Source organism: Listeria costaricensis (genome assembly GCF_900183385.1).
GTDB classification, from domain to species: Bacteria; Bacillota; Bacilli; order Lactobacillales; family Listeriaceae; genus Listeria; species Listeria costaricensis.
On record NZ_FXUT01000023.1, the window covers coordinates 50068 to 70511 of the forward strand.

A 20444-nucleotide genomic window follows, 5' to 3' on the forward strand; every position below is an offset into this window, starting at 1 on the left:
ACAGTTTACGGTCTGTTTATTGTAAGGTAACTATATACTTGTGTACTTCTTAGGTATAGAATAAGAGCCTACCCAGAAAAAAGCATTCACGATACAATAAAACTAGAGTTTGGAAGTATAAAAAATGAAGAAGAACTCTAGTAATCATAGGCATCTTGGCTAAATATTCATCTTTTATGTTGAAAGGAACTTCTTTTTTTCTTGCTTGCCTGTGATTGTGATTAACTCCGTTAATGGGGGGAATAAAAAAATAGCCATGATGATTTAAGTATTTCATCATGGCTATTTTCCATTTATATAGTGGAATAAGTCAGCTTCTTCCAATCATCTTGCATATCAAGTGAAATGTGTAAATATCCAAAACGCTCTAATACTGTTGTCAACTCTTGTACTTTATTTTCCCCAGTTTCTCTATTAATTTTTTCTGTACTGTAATCATATTCAATTCGATGATAATCACATCTAATAATAGTTAATAAATCATTATCCAGTTTACACAAACTTTCTACCTCGTTTATAAGTTCCCTTGTCTCTTTTATTCTTCCGTTCAACCGCAAGAGCGTGCAGTAATTGAATAAAGCCACTTTTTTTATATGATGAATATTTCCATAGCCCTTATAAACTTCAAATACTTTCATTAGTCTGCTAAACACATAATCTAGGGTCGGAAAATCAAATATGTAGAAAATATTTGTCATTAAAATTATATCGTAATAATACCAATTGTCTTTTTGTTCTAATTCCCCCCATATTTTTCTGAAAATATCTTGTGCATCTTTTAATCTGCCTGTTTTCTCAAAAGTAATATAACCATTAATCACTAATTGTAAATTGTGAAGAAATTTATTAGGGCTACTTTTCAGATAATCTGCTATTTCATTATCTAAGTTTATTAATTTGTTAATATTACCTGAATCTCCAACTTCTTTGAATTTATTAAGAAAAATTTGTGTATCGTCTAGTTGACGGTCTTTTAAAAGAAATTCAAATTCTGCTAATGAAATGGAGTATTTCTCCAATAAACGACAGATTTTTAGAAAGCTTGGTATATGCTCACCATTTTCTAGTCGATATAAATGAGATCTTGATATTACACTTTTATCAATTTCTCGGCGCTCTATCCCTTGATCTAGTCTAATTGCTGTTAATGTTTTTCCTATCTTCATCTCTAATTGCTCATCCATCATCATTGTCCTCCTTGTTATTTTCCTTTTTTTGAGACAATTTACTTTTTTATACTTTTCTAATGTTAGTATAGAAGTGTCAGGAGGTGAAAATAATGTTTTTATTTTCTTTTGTTAAGGGTCACTTATTGATTGGAGCATAATCAGTAATGTTGAGCTATTTAATCGGCATCCCAACCAAAATAAATAGCTCAAGCTAGTGGATTTCATTCATCCCACTATGTTTAATATAAAATTTATCATTAGTATTATCCAGTTAAAGGTACCTCCCAGCAAAAGAAATATGATTATTTTTCACACTCTTGACACATTATACAGAATACTTGTATTAATATGGTATTTGAATGAGGTGATAAGATGGAACGTCGAGAAGAAAAAGAAATAATCTCTATGGAATTTAACAATGAACAGTTTTCTTGTACCATCAAAATTAATCATGCCATGGTGAACAAACCTGCTATAAAGTCAGCAGAAGAAACAAACCCTGAAGACTCACAAAGCATGGATGCCGCAATTAACTGGCTTATGTAATTATTACGTCAATGCCAGTTACATTTTTTTCAATGTGATTGGCATTGGGGCAATAGCTCCAATTGGTAAATCGTGGTGAATCTAGTCACTCATGGTTCCAAGTTTTCATTCATCTCATTTGCTGTCAGATGATTTGTGAACTCATCCCAATAATGATGTACCTGTCATTTATCACATTTTGTATATCTTGACAGCACCGCCGGAAAATTATTTCCGGCGGCTTTTTTTGTTTATTTATATTTTTTCTCACAAACTTTGCCAGTTTGCTTGAAAAATGAATAGTATTTAATGAGGATATATTTTACCCTTTCTTCAAAAAAGTTCATTTTTCTAAAGAATTGTTGCCAGATTTCGGTTTTTTCGGACTGTATTAATGAGGGGGGATTTTATTACTCGTTTCATTTTTTTTAGATAAATATGGCCAAAAGCATCGTAAAATGAATTATATATATGAGAGGGATAATCATATATCCTCTCCTCAAAAATTCCCGCTGCGTCCAAAACTGAGCTGTTTGGAGTAGTGATATAGGAGGTGATAACAAGATGCCAGAAAATAAGCATGAAAAGACTGTCATAACAAATCGTCTATTAATCGGTAAAAAAGAATATGAGATTGTTTCGGCTTTTAACGAGAGTGCGAATGAAACATTTTCCGATAAGTTGGAACGCATCATTCTGAATGATTACCGTAAAACAAAATAATGATCAGTTATCCGATCGGAAAGGAGTGTTAAATAATTAGTGAAACTGATATAATAAAGGATGTATATGGTGTTTGTTCGTCTGCGAAGGAGGAAACCATGAAACGAACAAACACTCAAAAAATTATCGCATTATATCTGCGCCTTTCTCAAGATGATGAACGCGAAGGAGAAAGTAACAGTATTAGTAATCAGAAAAAGCTTTTAACAGCCTATGCTGCTGAACGCGGTTGGAAAAATACCAAACTCTATATCGATGATGGTATCAGCGGTACCAATTTTCAACGTCCTGAATTTATGCGAATGATTGCGGATGTAGAAGCTGGACTGGTGTCTACTGTCATTGTCAAGGATATGTCACGGTTTGGGCGTGGTTATCTAAAAGTCGGCTATTATACAGAAATATTATTTCCAGAACATGATGTGCACTTTATTGCTGTTCATGACAGTGTGGATAGCCAAAAAGGTGAGAACGAATTTACCCCATTCCGAAATATTATCAATGAATGGTATGCGCGAGATACCAGTAAAAAAATTCGGGCTGTTGTCAAAATGAAAGGTCTATCTGGTCAACATTTGACAAACAATGCACCGTATGGCTATAAGAAAAATCCAGATAATCCTAATGAGTGGCTGGTTGATAAACCCGCAGCAAGCATTATCCGCTATATCTTTCAATTAGCGATGGAAGGATTCGGTCCGACACAAATTGCGAAAAGGTTGCGGAAAGAAGAAGTCTTAACCCCTTCCCATTATGCAAAAAGTCAAGGGAACAAGAATATTTCGCAAGGCAATAAGAACCCCTTTGCTTGGTGCGGAGATACCATTTCCAAAATACTTGAAAGTCCTGAATATCTGGGACATACTGTTAATTTTCGCAGTGAGACTAAATCTTATAAAGACAAGCGGAAAATTAAGCATGACAAAAAAGATTGGCTCATCTTTGAGCACACACACGAAGCGATTATTGAACCAAGCGTCTTTGAAACGGTACAAGAATTACGGAAACATAAGCGCCGTCCAACCAAACAAAATACATTACCGCTATTTTCTGGAATCATTTATTGTGCAGACTGTGGGAAAAAGTTATACTTTGCGCGTGGGAAGACAATTTCTAAACATCAAGAAAATTACTTTTGTTCTTCGTATCGAAGGAATACAAGTACTTGTACGGCTCATTACATCCGTTCAATCGTGTTGGAAGAAGCTGTCAAGGTAAGCTTAAAACAAACCATGCACACTATCCAAACAGATAAGAACGCTTTTATCCGTTCCGTACTTAAAGAAGACCAGACCACAAAGCGTAAGCAAGCTGGAAAACGGCTAAAAACGATTGATAAACTTGAAAAAAGAATTGTTGAATTGGATGGTATTTTTCAGAAGTTGTATGAAGATAACATTAGTGGACGCCTGACAAATGAACGATTTGACAAACTATCAGCTACTTATGAGAAAGAACAAGCGGAGCTTCAAGAACAGTTGAGACAACTACAAGCTGAACAAGAAGCAGATCAACAAGCGACTGTCAATATTCAGCAATTTTTCAATCATGTGAAGAAGCATCTGTCTTTTAAGGAATTAACACCCGAGTTATTGCATGATTTAATAGACAGGATTGTGATTCATGAGAATGATAAGTCATACAGTCGTCAGCCTAAAAAAATTGAAATTCATTATAAGTTTGGAATCGGACAAAAAATAAAAGAGGCATAACTTTCTATGCCTCTCACAATCTTTATTATACTTCCTTAAGCGTAATCTTCTTACCGGATAGTTTTGTTTATTATAAGGAGCTGGAATACGAATACCACTTTTGTATAATTCTCCGACATCAAACGAAAGATTGACCTGCCAGTAGTTTGTTAGAACCAGCAAAGTCGTGCTTTGTGGAAAAGTAAAAACAAGCGAATGACTGGCTTCATCGTACCGTTTTGCCACTGCGGTCGTTGTTGCCAGTGCTTCATTTTTATTTGAAATAGTCGAGAGTGGGTAGGTGACATCTCCGGTCAGCTTGCTTAAAAAGGCGGCTTGCTTCGTGGTATTTCCGGCAAGCTGGTCGCCGATTTCAGTTGGAAGCTGGATGATGATGACAGGCGTGTCGTTTAGTGTAAGTGACGCAAGCGGCGCATAACGATACGTCAAATTAACGATCGACTGGTTATATGTACCAGAAGTGGCGGTAGCTGTCATCTGACTGCTTCCTAACGAAATAACGGCTTCCACTTTTCGGCTGTCCATCTGGAAAATCAGCCCTATCATCAAAAAAATGCTGAGCCACAGGACAATCCCCATTTTCCCCTTCCTCATGACACTCCCTACTTTCCCCCCCTAAGTTAACCCCCTTATTCCCTTGCTAAAAGCTTATAAACGTTCATATTGTGCCAATTTTAGGGACTAAAAGCATGTGGGAGAGGAAAAAGTCTCAGCCTGGCAAAAGAGTATTTTCTATCTGCATGATCAGGAATCCGCCTATTTGGAAGGTTTGCAGCTGTGTAAAATTACTTATAAAAAAATCTGAATAATCTTCAATTATTTTCATGCAAAAAACTGGAAGCACTCGAGCGGCCGCCATTTATCGTAGCTTGCTCACTGAGCGTTTCCAGTTCTCTCTAAAGTGTTAATACCGGAAGATCCGATCGGCATATTGATCTTCAAGCGCGAAATTGTATTCATAGCCGCCGTCAATGTTGGCACTCTTGTAGATTGGTGGCTCCACGCCTTTTGCGACTAGCTTTTCTACGGCTTCATAAATGACCTGTTGCAAAAGCAGGACAGCAGCAAATGAAGAGGTGCCGCAAATTTTGGCATCAAAGCCGTCCACAGAAAGTGCCGCGTCGCCAAATGCCGAGTGGTTGTCCAGCACGACATCTGCAAACTCATAAAGCAGCTTGCCGGATGAATGCCGTGAGGTGGAATTTTTGGAAATATCCAGTGCCGTCACGACGATCAGCGGGTTGCCTTGCGCTTTGACCCATTCAGCCAGCTCGATCGACAGTGGATTGCGGCCGGAGTTGGAGATCAGGAAGAACACGTCGCCAGGTTTCGCTTCCAGCCGGTGTGTCAAGAGGCCGCCCACCCCTTCGATCGATTCGTAGATGCCCATTGCCGGATCATGGATCACTTTTGATGGAATGAAGCCACCTGCCCGGCCGCAAATTTCAATCGCCGCCGCATAGGAATGGCCGCTTCCGAACGCCTGAATGATGCCACCTTTTGCCAGACCGTTCGCTAAAATTTCAGCCGCTTGATGAATGGCTTCTGCTTCGGTCGCTTCCAGTTTACTCGTTATTTCCTTCGCTTTTTCAAAAAAGGCTAATGTCACTTGATTTTCCTCCTATCAGGTTCCTAAAATTTTTAAATTGTACAAGATAATCCCGAGAATCATGACAATAATAATCGCTTTTGATGAAGTCATTCGTTTGTGCCCTAGCATCGCATAGACGAGGCCTACCAAGAGAACGGGAATCAGTGCGGGCATGATTTGATCCAGCATGTCCTGCATTTTCAGTGTGACGTCTCCGGATTTATAGACGTAGCTGACTTTCGCGGTGATCACTGTCGGAATTAAGGCTCCCACAACTGTCACGCCTAGCAAAATAGCCGCATCGGTTAACGCGTTAAGTTTTCCCGCAAATTCATTGACAAGTTTGCTCCCTTGCCGATAAGCCACTGGTAGAAAAACGCACCGCAGACCGACAACCAAAATGTTGACGATGATCCAGAGTATCACACCCGCTACATTGCCCTGTTGACCCATATAAGCTGCAATCGAGCCAAAAATCGTTGGCAGAATAACGCCGAAAATCGTATCGCCAACCCCAGCAAATGGCCCCATCAGCCCCGTTTTCACGCCGACAACTGCTTCTTTTCCCTGAATGCGTTCCTTTTCCTCAAGCGCCATATCAATCCCAAGAATGAGTCCGCCCATCATCGGATTCGTATTGAAGAACTGATTGTGCGTTTCCATCATCTGCTTTTGTTCATCTTCATTGGGATAGAGTTTTCGCAAGACCGGCAGCATTGTATAAAGATAACCTGTCGACATCATCCGTTCGTAGTTCCAGCAGATCTGGCTGGTCAAAAGCCAGCGCACATTGGCCGCCCAAAGGTCCCGCTTCGTGATCGCCTTTTCGACATCCATGTCAGTCTTCATATTCGCCATCTTCATTCTCCTCTCCACGTACCGCGCCGCCAGCAAGAGCCGGCTCAGCCTCCCGATAATTTTGCTTAAAGTAAATGATCGCTAGTGCAAAGCCAAGAAGCGCCACACCGAGCATCGGTACTTTCAAATAAGCCGCCGCAATAAAACCAACGATCAAATAGGCCACATATTGCTTGGTCGGCAAGTAGCGCAGCAAAATTGCAATCCCGACAACCGGCAAAATGCCACCGGCCACCTGCAAGCCACCCATCAGCCAATCCGGCATCTCGTCCAGAATAAAGTTTACGACGTCCTGCCCGAATGTAATCATGATGAAAACTGGCACCGCCCGTGAAAGTGCCCAAGGAAGCGCCCCATAGATCACGTTCCGCTTGACCGCCCGCACGTTGCCCGTCTCAATATTCCGGTCGATCCGATGCAGGAAGAAGGTGTTGGTAAAGCGTGCCAAAATGTCGAGCTGCACCATGAGAAGCCCCACCGGCACCGCCAGCCCGATCGCAAATTCCGCATCCTGCCCGGAGATCACCGCAAAAACGGTTCCCACGATTGCCCCCGTTGTGAAATCTGGAATGGAAGCCCCGCCATACGTCCCCACGCCGAGCACCATCAGTTGAAGCGTCGCCCCGATCGCCAGACCCAGCGTCACATCACCCATAATCAAGCCAGTAATTGTCCCCGTAATGACCGGGAAGTTCAAACCGATCACAAATGTCAGGGAATCCAAAATCGTACAAGCTGAAAGTAGTACCAGTAAAACGATTTGCCATACTGCAATATCCATTTTTGTTCCTCCCTTTGCTATTTAAGTAAACTAGAGAAGCTGACCGGATCCTCGCTTGGCACCATTTGCGCCGTGATTTTCAACCCTTTCTGCTGCAAGTAATCAAAATCTTCCAAATCTTTATCCGTGACGCTGACCGACTTTTTGATGGAACGACTGTCCTTTTTCGTCGACATATTGCCCACATTGATCACCGGAAGCTCCACCCCCGCATCAACCAGCTCGCATAAAGCACGCGGCGATTTGGTAATCAGCATGACGCGTTGCCCGTCGTATTTGCCGGCTAGAATGTTTCGCGCTGCGCCCTGCGTCGTCAAAATACTCAGCTTGATGCCGCTTGGAACAGCCGTTTTGAGCGCGGTCTTCTCCAACTCATTTTTTACGACCGAATTATCGACAATCATGACGCGCGTTGCTTGTAGCGTGTTCAGCCACATGGTCGCCACCTGCCCATGAATCAGTCGTTCATCGATTCTGACGTGCATAATCCCATTTGTCAATCTTCTTCCTCTCCTTCCTCATTTTTCGACATTCGACCTTTTTCTTCCGGAATGCTTACTCTTTGCAGTCCCTCTTTTGCCGCCGCCAGTGCCGCATCCAGCGTTTCCCCAAAGACAAGTGGCAAAACGAGCGGCAGAGAAAGCCCCGTCACCACTTCCACGCCCGCATGACTAGCCGCAAACATCTGCGCCGCATTGCTAGGAGTGCCACCTAGAATATCCACAATAATAGCGCTTACATCTTGTTCTGAAAAAATATGGGCAAAGCGGTCCATCAAATCAGCGGCACTCATTTCGTCTGAAAAAACGACTGGGTGAAACATGGCCTGTTCTCCCGTGATCATCGCGCAGCTGCGAACAATTTCCATCGCATAGGCGCCATGACCAACAAGAATATATGACAAATTGATCACCTCCTTTAAGATTTCTTCTTTTCAATCTCCACATAATAGAAATCATATCTGACAAAGCTTTCGATGTATTCAAACGGCTTATCTTCTGGAATATAGGTAAACCGCTCCACCCGGTAAACAGGCGTCATTGGGTCCACCGCTAAAAGTTCCGCATACTCTGGATTTTGAATAGGAAATTCGATTTGAATCCGCTCTTTCATCGCCTCGTCCAAAATATTGAAATCATACATCTTTTTAAGTTCCTCCGAAAGCGACATAAAGCGATCTTTATCCGAAAAGTCCACATTCAGCAAATTGCTTTTGGCGATGTAATTATTTTGGATTGCCCAGGGAATATCCCCAAACATCCGCACACGTTTAAAGTGAACGATGCGATTTTCCGGCTGGATACCCAGCTTTCCAGCGATTCGCTCATCCGTGATTTCCGTGATGCTAATGACTTTCGTGGCTTCTTCCGTCAGCCGCTTGTTTCGATTAAAATTCGCCTCTTCATAATTCGGAAATCGATTAAATTCATTAAAAATGACCTCCTTATTAAGAAACGATTTGCTCACATAGGTCCCCTTCCCTTGAAAACGCGTAAGAAGCCCCTCACGAACCAGCTCCTGCAAAGCCCGAACGACCGTCGTATTGCTGACCCCGTATTTTCGTTTGAGCTCACCCTCTGAATAAATTTTCTCACCAGGTTTGAAAACACCGTCTTTAATCTGCTGTTTAATATCCTGAATGATCTTTAAATACTTTGGCACCGCCATTTCCCCATCTCCAATCATTGATCTCCTACGTTAACACGTTAAATGTAAGTTTATGTTATCATGCCTGATCAATAATTGGAACTCTCAAGCCAAAAGATACAACCGGTTAACACGTTAAGTTACAAGATCATAGTAGCACGATTTTTTAAAATTTGCAACCGCTTTCTAAAAAAAGAACCCAACCTTTCGTCAGGTTCAAATTCGTGTTAACAGTTCACGCAACGCTTCCCGATCAAAGGCGAACGTCAATCGATCCACTGCTTCGCTTGGCGTGACCCATTCGATTCTTCGGTGTTCCTTCGAGAGGATAAAATCCATCGCCGCGAGCTGAAAGCCGAACGCCACCGCGTGGACCACCTCGACATCTGGCTGGTCCCGAAAGTCCGCAAATTCAGACTTGGGAATAAAGGCCTCCGTTTTGAGCGGCAGTATCCGAACAACTCGAAGCTGCCCCGTCTCCTCAAAAAACTCGCGCCTTGCCGCATGAAGATGCGATTCCTGATCTTCCAGGCCGCCAGCGACAAACTGACAATAACCGCTGTGCCTTCTGTAAAAAACGGCCACTTTAAGCACATCACCCTTTTTAATAAAAGGAATGACCAGCACATTTTCAGGCTGCCTCATGGCCGAAAAATCACCTGCCAAGTGACCCCGTAGCGATCCGTCACCCACGCAGCCTTTTTGAGCGGCCCAATTTCCTCCGGCCCCATCATCACCTGACCCTCTTTCGAAAAAGCCTCAAACAAGCGATCAAACTCGGCCTCACTCGGACAATCAATCAGAATCGACGTCGTCCAGCTAAAAGGAACAAAATACTGCTCCTCCATATCGAGCGCCATAAAATTCTGCCCCGCAAGCGTAAACGTCAGGTTCAAAATCTTCCCAACCTCGCCCCGATCTCGTTCCGTAATCCGCGTCATATCAAGAATTTCCGCATCATCAAAAAGCGACACATAAAACGCGACCGCCTCTTCAGCCGTACCCGGAAAAGTTAAAAAAGTATAAACTTCTTTTTGCTTCATCTTGTTTGCCTCCTTTCGAGTGGTATAGCTTATTTTAGAATGGCGAGGGTGCGAGGTCAAATGAAAGGAGTGTTTGGGCGGGGAAAGTTTAGGGTTGAATGTGGAATTAGTTGGATAATGGGGTTTATGGTGAATGATTGAGGTGTAAAATGAATAGCGTTGGTTTTCATAATGACTATTTAAACAATACCGGAGACTGGAACAGTGGATACCATAACAGATTTACATTTCACAATGACTACTTAAACTGGGCGAAAAAACTGATGCTATTACAACTACTGTATTTACATTTCAAAATGACTACTTAAACAAGCACTGGACTTCTTGAATAACTTGAATTTTTAGGATTTACATTTCAAAATTGACTACTTAAACCTCTTGGGTCATCGCTACCTTCTAATTGTTTCCGGAATTTACATTTCAAAATTGACTACTTAAACAATTTCCGCGTATTCGCTTCGAGGCTGGCTGAGCATTTTTACATTTCAAAATTGACTACTTAAACGCAGACTTTCAAGGAAATCCCAGATTGTTTTACCCTCTTTTACATTTCAAAATGACTACTTAAACCGGTCATTTCTGTGATAAATTCTGGAATTTCTCGACATTTTACATTTCAAAATGACTACTTAAACGAATGAAAGTAATCCAGAAAATTCACTTGTTAGCTATTTTACATTTCAAAATGACTACTTAAACAAAAGAGAATTTTATAAAATCCGTCGGAAATGTCTTTTTTACATTTCAAAATGACTACTTAAACGTAGGACGCCGCTTTAAATTACGCGTACAGATAACTTTTTTACATTTCAAAATGACTACTTAAACCCGATCAGGAGAAAGATATTGCCCGGTCTTCTCCTTTTACATTTCAAAATGACTACTTAAACTCGCTGCTTCAAACGCTTACTCCCATAATACCTCAGAACTTATTTTCCGTCGATCTCGGTTAACTTTGGATTTTTCGACCCAAAATATTTTCAAAAAAATTCATCTCCAATCCCAAATCCCTGTTCTATCAATGCTTTTCGTTTTCTGTCGACCTCCCGGGAAAATTACATTATCTCAGGTCGACAGATTTCTCTTAAACTTTATAAAAAAATATTTTAGTCTCCAAAAACAACTTATATCTTTTCAACGACACAAGTATCTAAATGGTTCAATCTCACGTAAATCTTATTTCACAATTGTTTGCCTTTGTAAACTGCCAATAATCGCTCAAATTCCTGCTCATATTTCTTAATCTTCGCTTTGTCCTTTTCTGAAGAAAGTCGTGGTTTCCGTTTTCCACAAATAAGAACATCCTTTCCATCGCTTAATACTGTCTTCACTTTTATATAGGGTCTCAACGAATTTCCTTGCAAACGAGGGCAAGCTGCAATGATTTGAGCGATTTCTTCTGTGGAATATAAATTATGTGGAAAATCCAATCTATTTAGCAACAGCATCTCTGTATAAATGGATAAATCTGTATGATCAATTTTCTTTCCATCAAAACAGAAATGCTCAATGTTCGTATGCCTTAGAGGCTCTATATCTACAAGTGTACTCTTCGGCCAAACAGCATCCCCAAAACGTAAAAATTGAAGATTTGGAGCTGTCTGTATGCCTTCTAATGAATGAAGTCTAGTAAAATCACTTAAACTTATTCCGATAAGTTCTTTATTTCCACACATATCCCATAATTTTTCCGTTTTATGATTAAGAAAAATTTTTACATACTTTAAATGAGATAATGTTGATAAAAGTGATAAATCTTCTATCTTCTTATTCTTGAAAAAAATTAAATATCTAACCGCATGCCCATAATGGGTAATAAAATACTCAAAGGTGTGCTGATTTAATCCAGAAATCGCTACTTTTGACCAATCCTTTTCATCTTTTAATCGATCAATATCCTGTATAGAGATTTCTCCACCACCAATATCCATATTCTGCTCATGCAGCCAAATAAAATCAGCCGGTATCGTATCAAAGGTTAGTTCTTGAAATGTCTCGCTATTCATCGCTGTTCCCCTCTCACTACTTTTCAAAAACCGTCCGCCCAGCAACTACCGTCCGAACCACTTCCAGCTCACGCAAACGCGCTTCCTCCACCTCAAACGGGTTTTCTCGCGTCATCGTAAAATCAGCTGCATAACCCGGGGCAATTTTTCCGCGCTCGCCTTGCTTATAACTGATCGCCGCCGTTTTTGCCGTGTAACTGTGGATCGCCTCGTACACGGACAACGCTTCCTCTTCAAAATATCGCCGACCGTTCAAATCCTGACTCGCCGTCCGCGTCACCGCCGCATGAATTCCGTAAAAAGGATTCGGCGTCTCAATCGGTGCGTCACTGCCAAACGATACCTGAAACCCGCGATCAATCAACGTTTTCCACGCAAATGCTCGCTCCGGATGCTCACTACCAAGCACGTCCAGCGCCCATGGCAAATCACTGCTCATAAACTGCGGCTGAAGGTCGAAACAAATTGGCATTCCAGCGGCTTCTTCCAGTAAATCGTCGCGAAGCCAAGGCGTGTGAATCATTCGGTCAAGCTGTCCCTGTTGCGGTGGGAATTTTTTCAGCGTTCTGATCACTTTTTGAAACGCCAAATCGCCTAAAATATGGATCGCCACCGGCAGCCCTGCATCCCGCGCACGTTTGACCATCGCTTCAAACTCTTCATCTGACTGAATCTGCAAACCCTGATTTTCCGGGTCATCCGCATAAGGCCGCGACATCAGCGCCGTCCGCGATCCGACCGTTCCATCATAGAAAATCTTCATAGCCCCCAGCTCGAGAAAAGGGTCCCCCGACACAAATTGTTCGCCGCTCTGGCAAAAGGCTTCGAGTTCCGCATTGTGCACCAATAGATGCGCACGAAAAGGAAAGTCCTCCGTTAGCGTGTCCCGAAAAGCGGCCAAAGTGCCTTTAAAGCCATTAAAATAATGCAGATCCTCACTATGTCCACCCGTCACGCCTTTTGCCCACAAGTCGCGCACCGCAAGCCGTAACCAGCGGCCAAGCTCCTCCCGTGTGGCAACCGGAAACGCATCGATCACAACCGTGGTCGCATTATCACGAAGTACGCCCGTCAGCCGCCCCGTTTCATCCGTATCAATCGCCCCGCCGCCAGTAAAATTGGCATCTGCCGTTAGCCCAGTCGCCTCAATCAGCGCACTGTTGACACTCACAGAATGATAATCAATCCGTCGAACCAAGACCGGATGCCCTGCGCTGACCTGATCCAATTCGTCACGCGTCAGAAGCGTCGACTGGTCCTGCCATTTATTTTCATCATAGCCCTCGACAAATAGCCATTCATCCGGTGCCAACTTTTCCACACGTTCCGCAATTCTCGCTAGTGCCTCCTGCTTGCTCGCCGTGTCCGTCAGACGAAGCCGATCAAGAAACTGTCCGTACCATAATAGATGAAGATGTGAATCCACAAAACCCGGAAAAACGATTGCACCGTCCAGATCGACCTTTTCCGCCGCGTCACAAAGAATCGCTTCCTGCCCAACCGCCACGATTTTCCCTTGGTCCGTCAAAACCGCATCCGTTGTGGCCCCTTCTTTTTCCATCGTATAAAAAGTCCCATTTGTCCACAGCTTCATCAAATTTCCTCCTTCTGTACAAGTGCCTCCTGCCCCATCACTTTCCGGCGCTGAACGACCTGCTCAAGTGTGATGCTGACCGCCGCCAGACCGAGCAGAATAAATACGCCGATGAAAAGGGCCGTCATGCCGCCAAATTCAGCCACAATCACAGCGCCTAAAAATGGTGCTAGCATCCGCGCCGCAGTGGCCATTCCGTTGACCAGCCCCTGATAAAGACCCGCCGAGCCGTGCGGTGCCAGTTGATAAGCAATCGTCGGAATCGCCGGCCAGGCAAACATTTCGCCCAGCGTCAAAAAGATCATCCCAAGCACGAACCCACTGTAGACCTCTGCCTGCATCGCCACGATAAACGCCGCCACAAAAAGCAGGATTCCAATATAAATTTGCGCTAACAGATGCTTTTTAAAACGGTTGACCAGCGGAATCAAAATAAATTGCCCTAAGACGATCATCGCCCCGTTCAAACTCCAAAGCTGGCCATATTGGGCAGTCGTCACCCCTTTATCCGCCGTCATGTATGTAGAAAGATTGGACTGCCACTGGACATGCGACAATTGGCAGAACAGATAAGTCGCAAGTAAGAGCACCATTGCCACGATTCCCCAAATGGTCGCCTTTTCACGCGTCATTCCTGTGCGGTGGTGCTTCGTATCTGCTTCAACCCGCTCAGACCGCCAGTCGATCCGCCGGAAAAACACAAAAAAGAACACCGCATATAAAACCGCAAAAATAAATGCGCCCAAATAGACATGCCCCATTCCCTTTTCCGCCAGAAAGCCCGCCAAGAACGGCCCCACAGCCACACCGATATTCTGCGCCACATAGATGGCATTAAAGCTCGTCCGGCCGCCAGTTGGGTGCGTGAGACCAGCAGCCGCATAGAGGCCAGCAAATACCATCCCCATCGCAATCCCGACTGCCCACAAATTCCACATGAAGGCCTGCTCCCCATGAAAAATACTGAGTAGAAGTGTCGAGCCGACCAGAATCACCGTCCCGATCGCCAGAGAAATATACCCCGTCAGCCGGTCAAAAATAAGCCCGCCGATCACACTTGAAATAATCCCCACACCCGAATTGACCAAGAGAACCATTGATGCCTCCGTTCCCGTCATGCCAAGTTCCTGTGTCATATAAACCATATTAAACGGCCAAATAAACGATAAGCCCGTATATAAAAGAACCATCCCGATAATGACGATCCATAAATCACGCGGTAGCCATTTTGTCAATTTTCTTCGCTCCCTTTCTATTCTTTACTTGATTTAGAATAGCATATCAGCCCGCTTTTCGGAAGGGAATTTTCAAAAAAGCAGTCTCTAATTCTTTCTAAAAAACACAAAAAAAAGCCACCTGTCGACCAGATGACTTTTCAGCAAACATGTCAGTTGTCAGAAGCGGCCGTCTCCAGCTGATTCACGTGGATACTTTTCAGCAACCGTTCATGCATCACATACATGCCCGCCAACAGCAGGAATAAAAATACCGGCAGCAGTCCCACAGTGATATGACTTGCGATCAGCCCGAACAGCGGCGGCATCAGGCAGGTCCCAATGTAGGCACTTGCCATCTGCACCCCGATCATCGCCTGCGAATTTTCCACGCCAAAATAGTCGGGCGTCGCATGAATGACAGATGGATAGATGGGCGCACAACCCAGCCCAATCAAAATCAGCCCCATGATCGAAAGCGCATTTCCAAATGGCAGAATCAACGCCACAATCCCGATCAACAAAGTACCGATCCCCAGACGAATCATCTGCCGGTCATTGAACCGCATCGTCATGAAGCCACTCAGAATGCGCCCAAAAGCAATCCCGATAAAAAACAATCCGGCAAAAGTCGCCGCCGTTTCTTTCGGTACGTGTTTAAACAGCACTAGATAGCTGCTCGCCCAGAGCCCCGTCGTCTGTTCCAACGCGCAGTAGCAGAAAAAGGTGATCATACTGGCCTTGGCACCCGGTATTTGCAGAATTTTTTTCAAAGATAGCGGCTCTCGTGAAATCTTTTGACCGTTTTCCACAAGCCGATTGGGTTTCCAAAGCGGCAGACTGATCAACAGAACCGCCGTCAAAGCCACTTGAAAAACCGCGATGTACAGATAGCCCGTATTCCAGGAATGCCCGTTACTTAAGACATTTCCCATAATGACCGGCCCGATCGACGCGCCAATCCCCCAAAATGCATGCAGCCAGCTCATATGCCGACTGGCGTAATGAATCGCCACATAGTTATTGATCGAGGCATCCACACTGCCCGCCCCGAGACCATAGGGAATTGCCCACAAGCAAAGCATCCAGAATGACTGTGACGTGGAAAAGCCGAATAAAGCAATCGCCGTTAGCAGCACACTAAAAGCCGTAATTTTCCCCGTACCGAATTTTTTTGTCATGCGGTCACTTTGCAGACTGGAAATAATCGTCCCAAAAGCAATAATCATCGAAATGATCCCCGCATATGAAACCGGCACATCAAAGCCTTGATACATCGACGGCCAGGCCGAACCAAGCAGCGCATCTGGCAACCCTAAACTGATAAATGCTAGATAAATAATGGCTAATAAGATATTAAACATGGCTAAAATCTCCCTGAACTGATGGATATGACTGAATCATGATGCCCTCTTTTCTTGAAAGATAACTGGCAGCTGGTTTCCTTTATTTTTTATAAAACGGCTCGCCACTATCTATCCATTTTTATACTCACTTTATAGTTATACCATGATGAAGCGATTTTATAAAGAAGGTTTATTAAATAATTTTAAATACAGAAAAAGACCACCTAGATGCTTTCCTTCTTAGGCAGTCCTTATAAGCTTTTTCTAACTTGACGGAAACATGAAAGTCAGCTAATAGCCTGCTTTCTGCCGCTACAAGCCCCCATTATGGGCAGTGAGAATCTCTTTTCACATCTTCCTTTATATCCATTCTCACATATTAGCTGCTAGTACACCCAGCCCTTCTTCCAAACTGATTTTAGGCGTCCAATCCCAGACTTCTTTCGCGCGGTCATTTAATAAAACAGAACGCTTCACATCTCCAAGTCTCGGGCCGCTGATCGTAATCGCAATTTCTTTTCCAAATGCTTCCAAAATCGCTTCATAGATATCTAAAATCGCCACTTCTTTTCCTGAGCCAATATTGATCACCGTGTTAGCCGGATTATGGGAAGCTAGTCGATTGGCTTCTGCAACGTCACTCACATAGACATAATCTCTCGTGCAGCCCCGTGGCATATCGGGATAGGTCATCAATGTAGAAATTTTATCGTCCAACACATTCCGAGCAAAAATCGGGATAACCCCACATTCCCCGTCCGGAATTTGCCGCGGTCCAAAAACATTGGCATATCGAAGTACCGTATAGTCAAATTGGAATAGCTGAGAATAAACAGCCAAATACTTCTCCCCCGCATATTTTGTGATCGCATAGGGCGAAATCAATTGCGGCCGATCTTCCTCCTTCGATTTTTCATTGCTGGAAATTTCCTTACTCAAAGCCCCTCCCGACGAGACATAAATAAAATTATCAATCGGATGCTTCTGAATGCATGAAAGTAACACTAATAATCCTTTTCCATTGATATTCAAGTCGTGATTCGGGTCCTCTAGCGAAGCCGCAACAGATTTCTGCGCCGCATGATGATTCACCATATCCGGCTTAAACCTCGCAAACAGCCGCATCATTCGCTCCTTGTCCGTAATGTCGGCATGGACAAAGTGAAAATTATTTTTCATGCGCAGCTGCTCAATATTTTCCAGTTTCCCAGACGACAGATCATCCACACAAAGCACGTCATATCCTTCCGCCACATACATATCACATACATGCGAGCCAATAAAACCCGCTCCACCCGTGACGATCACCTTTTTAGTCATTGTCTTCACCTTCTTTAAAATTTTAAGAAATGGCCGATAAAATCATATATTTTTGCCGAAAACTCGCTTACCTCCATGCATGCAGCACTGAAAATGATCCATACCGCCAAACCGCCCTGATAGAGCCAGGTCAGACTGTTCGCCTTTTGATCCGCTGCAACTGATCTGGCCATTTTCGCCTGCATTTGATGCTGTTTGGAATCAGCTTGATACGTCTTTTTCTCTTCTTCCGACAGCTTGTTGAATTGATGGACGAATTTACTGTAGGCCAGTCCCACTTCATCTGCCGGCCCGTCTAAACGAACCTCGCCATAATGAAGCCAGATAATCCGATCGCATAGGTTTTGAACCTGACTCATGGCATGGCTGACAAAAAAAATCGTCTTTCCCAAAGCTTGAAATTCCTTAATTTTATCTGTGCATTTTTTATGAAAAGTGGTATCACCTACCGAAAGCGCCTCATCAATAATGAGAATATCCGGATCAATTTGAATAGCAATAGCAAAGCCTAATCTAGCTTTCATACCGCTTGAATAGCGCTTGATTGGCTGATGAATGAAACTTTGCAAACCGGCAAATTCAATGATTTCCGGGATCATTCGATTAATTTCTTTCGTGGAATAGCCAAGCATTAAACATTTCATGCGAATATTTTCAACACCGGATAAAGTAGGCTTTAAACCGGCACCGATCGCAAGCAAGGAAACCTCTCCCTTTATTTTCACCTCGCCGGAAGTAGGCGGCACGATTCCCGCCAAAACATTGGAAAGTGTGGATTTCCCCGAACCATTCAAACCGATCAGTCCGACGGTTTCTCCTTTTTTCACTTGGAAAGAGACATCTTGCAAAGCTAAAAAAGCAGGTTGATTTTTCACCGGCTTGAGTAACGCCAAAAGTTCCCTCGACTGGCTTGTAAGCATACTGTACTGTTTGAAAACATGGTTCACTTCTACACTGTTCATCGCCTCGTCTCCTTTACAAGTAATCCATAAAACGATCTTTGAATCGGATATGTAGCGCTGCACCCAGACTTAATACCAGCAGTGTGATCCCCCAAAAATAGGCCATCCACCACGGCGCCTGAAAAAACCATTGCCTGGAGAAAAAAGCATCCCGAAATCCTTCAATGATATACACAAAGGGATTCAGCTTTAAAAGCTTTGAGAGCAGTGCATCTGGATTCGTTGTCACATCCATAACCGCGCCTGACAGAAAAAACAGCAGCCGCATCATGGAACCGATGATCAGCTGATAGTCTCTGAAAAGAATCGTAATGGTTGAATTTAACAAGGACACCGCATATAAAAATAAACACATGCAAGCGAAATAGTAAAAAAACTGCAGCCAGTCCACGGTTGGATAGATATGCCCGCCAAGCAAAAAGAGCAAAAGAATCGCAAGCATCGTCAGATAACTGGGAAGCGCCCGCACAATTGTAATGGACGGCAAAATGCTCATGGGGAATTTCACACGCGCTATCAGACTTAAATTTGCATAGACCGAATTGGCACCTGAAATAATAATGCCACTGATGAAAAACCATGGAATCACCCCCGCCAGCATCCAAACGATGTAGGGAATGTCACCTTCTATCAATTTTGAACCATTCATCCGGATGCCAAATACAAAATAATAGATGAAAACTTGAAGAGTCGGACTCAAAACTTCCCAAATCATCCCCAAATAATGACTCTGATAGGCAGCCCGCTGATGATACCGGGCAATCCGAAAAATTTTATGCCAGTGAGTCAGTTGATCTTTTAAAATACGAAGGCTGTCCTTCACGTTACTTTCACTTCTTCCCGTGACTCAATGATCATTTTTTATCTTCCAGCAGCTCGGTGACCGTTTTCAGCAAAAAGGGCGCATAATATTGACCAGTCTGATTATGATCACTGTAGTTTTGCAAATCCAGCGAATATTTCACGCCTTTTCCATCCAATTTTTTCAGTAACGGCTGTAAATGCTGTTTATAGTGCATGTCACCCTTCCCAACATGGAAAGTAAAGGCCGGAAACTGCGTCGTCGTGTCAACAAGATTCATAATCAGTTCATTGTAGTATCTTTTTCCAGCCTCCTGATCGTCCCCCAGCATATTGTCCAAAGCTCTGCGAATCACCGGGGCGGCCGTCGCGCGCTGTTCCAAATATTTGGCAATAAAAACCTGCGGCGCGCCAATAATCGCCGTGCCAAAATGATATTTCATCGAATAATACAGAGAGGCCGCGCCCCCCTTGCTAGAGCCGCTTACGATCACGTTTTCCGCCGAAATATTCAGCTCATTGGCAATCGTTGTGATCAGTCCCACAACTGACCGTTCATAGTCCATCCCACGATTGTGCCCCATATAATAGCAAAATTGCCCCTTGTAATCGTCCAGAATAAACAACTTATTGATATTGCACGGCCAAAGCGTCCGAAAATGATTATAAACCGGCGGACCCCCTGTAAATTCCTGAGAGTGTATGCCAGAAAACGAAATCAATAGTTTATCTGACTTCTTTCTTGCTTTTTGAAATAAATACCGGACTGGATTATCCGCATAATAGATTTTTTCCTTTTCAAGCGTGGTTTTGATCGTCTGGTTATTCACAATATCCACATTCAATATATTGCTCACTTTATTGGCAATCACTTCCCCATTCTTTTTCAAAAATAGTCGAACCTTATAAGCCCCACTTCGGATTGGCCAGTATTCGATTGCGGTCTGTTTTTTTGAAAGCGGCTGGTACCACTCCCGTTCTATGACATGATCATCCTGATAGATATAGAAGGCATACTCGTAAGTGGCTTCAAGTAAATACAATGCTTTAAAAACCAGCGTCAGTTTTCCCTCGTGGTAAGCAAGCTCTGAAGCAATCAATTTTTCAATCACAATATCATTTTTCTTCATGGTTTAGTCTCTCCTTCTAGCT

Annotated in this window: 21 protein-coding genes and 1 CRISPR repeat array; of the genes, 3 read left to right on the forward strand and 18 right to left on the reverse strand. The window is 43.2% G+C overall.

The annotated features are described in order from the left end of the window. Positions 1-293: 293 nt before the first annotated feature. Positions 294-1184: a helix-turn-helix domain-containing protein gene (locus CS921_RS13515; RefSeq protein WP_162921779.1), complete on the reverse strand. Its 891-nt coding sequence runs from the start codon at positions 1182-1184 to the stop codon at positions 294-296. Positions 1185-1541: 357 nt separating this feature from the next. Here CS921_RS13515 and CS921_RS15595 point away from each other — a divergent pair, with 357 nt between their 5' ends. The 3 genes from CS921_RS15595 (at position 1542) to CS921_RS13525 (ending at position 4129) form a co-directional block, all read left to right on the forward strand. Next, a complete protein-coding gene (locus CS921_RS15595; RefSeq protein ID WP_162921780.1) occupies positions 1542-1715 on the forward strand; it encodes a hypothetical protein in 174 nt (57 codons plus the stop codon). 543 nt (positions 1716-2258) lie between these two features. Next, positions 2259-2417: a transposon-encoded TnpW family protein gene (locus CS921_RS13520; RefSeq protein ID WP_099224767.1), complete on the forward strand. Its 159-nt coding sequence runs from the start codon at positions 2259-2261 to the stop codon at positions 2415-2417. Positions 2418-2515: 98 nt separating this feature from the next. Beyond that, a complete protein-coding gene (locus CS921_RS13525) occupies positions 2516-4129 on the forward strand; it encodes a recombinase family protein (RefSeq protein ID WP_099224769.1) in 1614 nt (537 codons plus the stop codon). Here CS921_RS13525 and CS921_RS13530 read toward each other — a convergent pair. The 17 genes from CS921_RS13530 to CS921_RS13610 form a co-directional block, all read right to left on the reverse strand. Further along, a complete protein-coding gene (locus tag CS921_RS13530; protein ID WP_162921781.1) occupies positions 4055-4723 on the reverse strand; it encodes a hypothetical protein in 669 nt (222 codons plus the stop codon). The two genes, CS921_RS13525 and CS921_RS13530, sit on opposite strands and share 75 nt — an antisense overlap. A 310-nt stretch (positions 4724-5033) precedes the next feature. Then, positions 5034-5738 (reverse strand): SIS domain-containing protein, encoded by a 705-nt coding sequence (locus CS921_RS13535; RefSeq protein ID WP_099224773.1) that lies wholly within the window; start codon positions 5736-5738, stop codon positions 5034-5036. Positions 5739-5753: 15 nt separating this feature from the next. Further along, on the reverse strand, positions 5754-6578 hold the full coding sequence (locus CS921_RS13540; protein WP_240422370.1) for a PTS system mannose/fructose/sorbose family transporter subunit IID: 825 nt from the start codon (positions 6576-6578) through the stop codon (positions 5754-5756). After that, entirely contained in the window at positions 6559-7359 is an 801-nt protein-coding gene (locus CS921_RS13545; protein ID WP_099224777.1) for a PTS mannose/fructose/sorbose/N-acetylgalactosamine transporter subunit IIC, read from the reverse strand. Before CS921_RS13545 ends, CS921_RS13540 begins: the two co-directional genes overlap by 20 nt. A 17-nt stretch (positions 7360-7376) precedes the next feature. Then, a complete protein-coding gene (locus tag CS921_RS13550; protein WP_099224821.1) occupies positions 7377-7844 on the reverse strand; it encodes a PTS sugar transporter subunit IIB in 468 nt (155 codons plus the stop codon). 11 nt (positions 7845-7855) lie between these two features. Beyond that, the gene (locus tag CS921_RS13555) at positions 7856-8263 is read right to left on the reverse strand and encodes a PTS sugar transporter subunit IIA (protein WP_099224779.1); all 408 of its coding nucleotides are present in this window, start codon (positions 8261-8263) and stop codon (positions 7856-7858) included. Positions 8264-8277: 14 nt separating this feature from the next. Beyond that, positions 8278-9027 carry a GntR family transcriptional regulator gene (locus tag CS921_RS13560; protein WP_099224823.1) on the reverse strand — a complete coding sequence of 250 codons (750 nt, stop codon included), beginning with the start codon at positions 9025-9027 and terminating at the stop codon, positions 8278-8280. A 195-nt stretch (positions 9028-9222) separates the two neighbouring features. Continuing rightward, the gene (locus CS921_RS13565; RefSeq protein WP_099224781.1) at positions 9223-9651 is read right to left on the reverse strand and encodes an NUDIX domain-containing protein; all 429 of its coding nucleotides are present in this window, start codon (positions 9649-9651) and stop codon (positions 9223-9225) included. After that, the gene (locus CS921_RS13570) at positions 9648-10049 is read right to left on the reverse strand and encodes a VOC family protein (RefSeq protein WP_099224783.1); all 402 of its coding nucleotides are present in this window, start codon (positions 10047-10049) and stop codon (positions 9648-9650) included. Before CS921_RS13570 ends, CS921_RS13565 begins: the two co-directional genes overlap by 4 nt. A gap of 542 nt (positions 10050-10591) precedes the next feature. After that, positions 10592-10939: direct repeats of the CRISPR family, unit length 28 nt; unit sequence TTTTACATTTCAAAATGACTACTTAAAC. A gap of 291 nt (positions 10940-11230) precedes the next feature. After that, positions 11231-12055 carry a hypothetical protein gene (locus tag CS921_RS13575; protein WP_099224785.1) on the reverse strand — a complete coding sequence of 275 codons (825 nt, stop codon included), beginning with the start codon at positions 12053-12055 and terminating at the stop codon, positions 11231-11233. Positions 12056-12071: 16 nt separating this feature from the next. Then, on the reverse strand, positions 12072-13649 hold the full coding sequence (locus CS921_RS13580) for an amidohydrolase (protein WP_099224787.1): 1578 nt from the start codon (positions 13647-13649) through the stop codon (positions 12072-12074). Then, positions 13649-14884 (reverse strand): MDR family MFS transporter, encoded by a 1236-nt coding sequence (locus CS921_RS13585; RefSeq protein ID WP_205527790.1) that lies wholly within the window; start codon positions 14882-14884, stop codon positions 13649-13651. The genes CS921_RS13580 and CS921_RS13585 overlap by 1 nt, the downstream gene beginning before the upstream one ends. Positions 14885-15036: 152 nt before the next feature. Next, positions 15037-16227 (reverse strand): MFS transporter, encoded by a 1191-nt coding sequence (locus CS921_RS13590; protein ID WP_099224789.1) that lies wholly within the window; start codon positions 16225-16227, stop codon positions 15037-15039. 354 nt (positions 16228-16581) lie between these two features. Continuing rightward, the gene (locus CS921_RS13595) at positions 16582-17529 is read right to left on the reverse strand and encodes an SDR family NAD(P)-dependent oxidoreductase (RefSeq protein WP_099224791.1); all 948 of its coding nucleotides are present in this window, start codon (positions 17527-17529) and stop codon (positions 16582-16584) included. A gap of 14 nt (positions 17530-17543) precedes the next feature. After that, entirely contained in the window at positions 17544-18491 is a 948-nt protein-coding gene (locus tag CS921_RS13600; RefSeq protein ID WP_099224793.1) for an ABC transporter ATP-binding protein, read from the reverse strand. Between the two features lie 13 nt (positions 18492-18504). Next, positions 18505-19314 carry an ABC transporter permease gene (locus CS921_RS13605; protein ID WP_099224795.1) on the reverse strand — a complete coding sequence of 270 codons (810 nt, stop codon included), beginning with the start codon at positions 19312-19314 and terminating at the stop codon, positions 18505-18507. A 31-nt stretch (positions 19315-19345) separates the two neighbouring features. After that, entirely contained in the window at positions 19346-20422 is a 1077-nt protein-coding gene (locus CS921_RS13610; protein WP_099224797.1) for an accessory Sec system protein Asp2, read from the reverse strand. Positions 20423-20444: the final 22 nt, after the last annotated feature.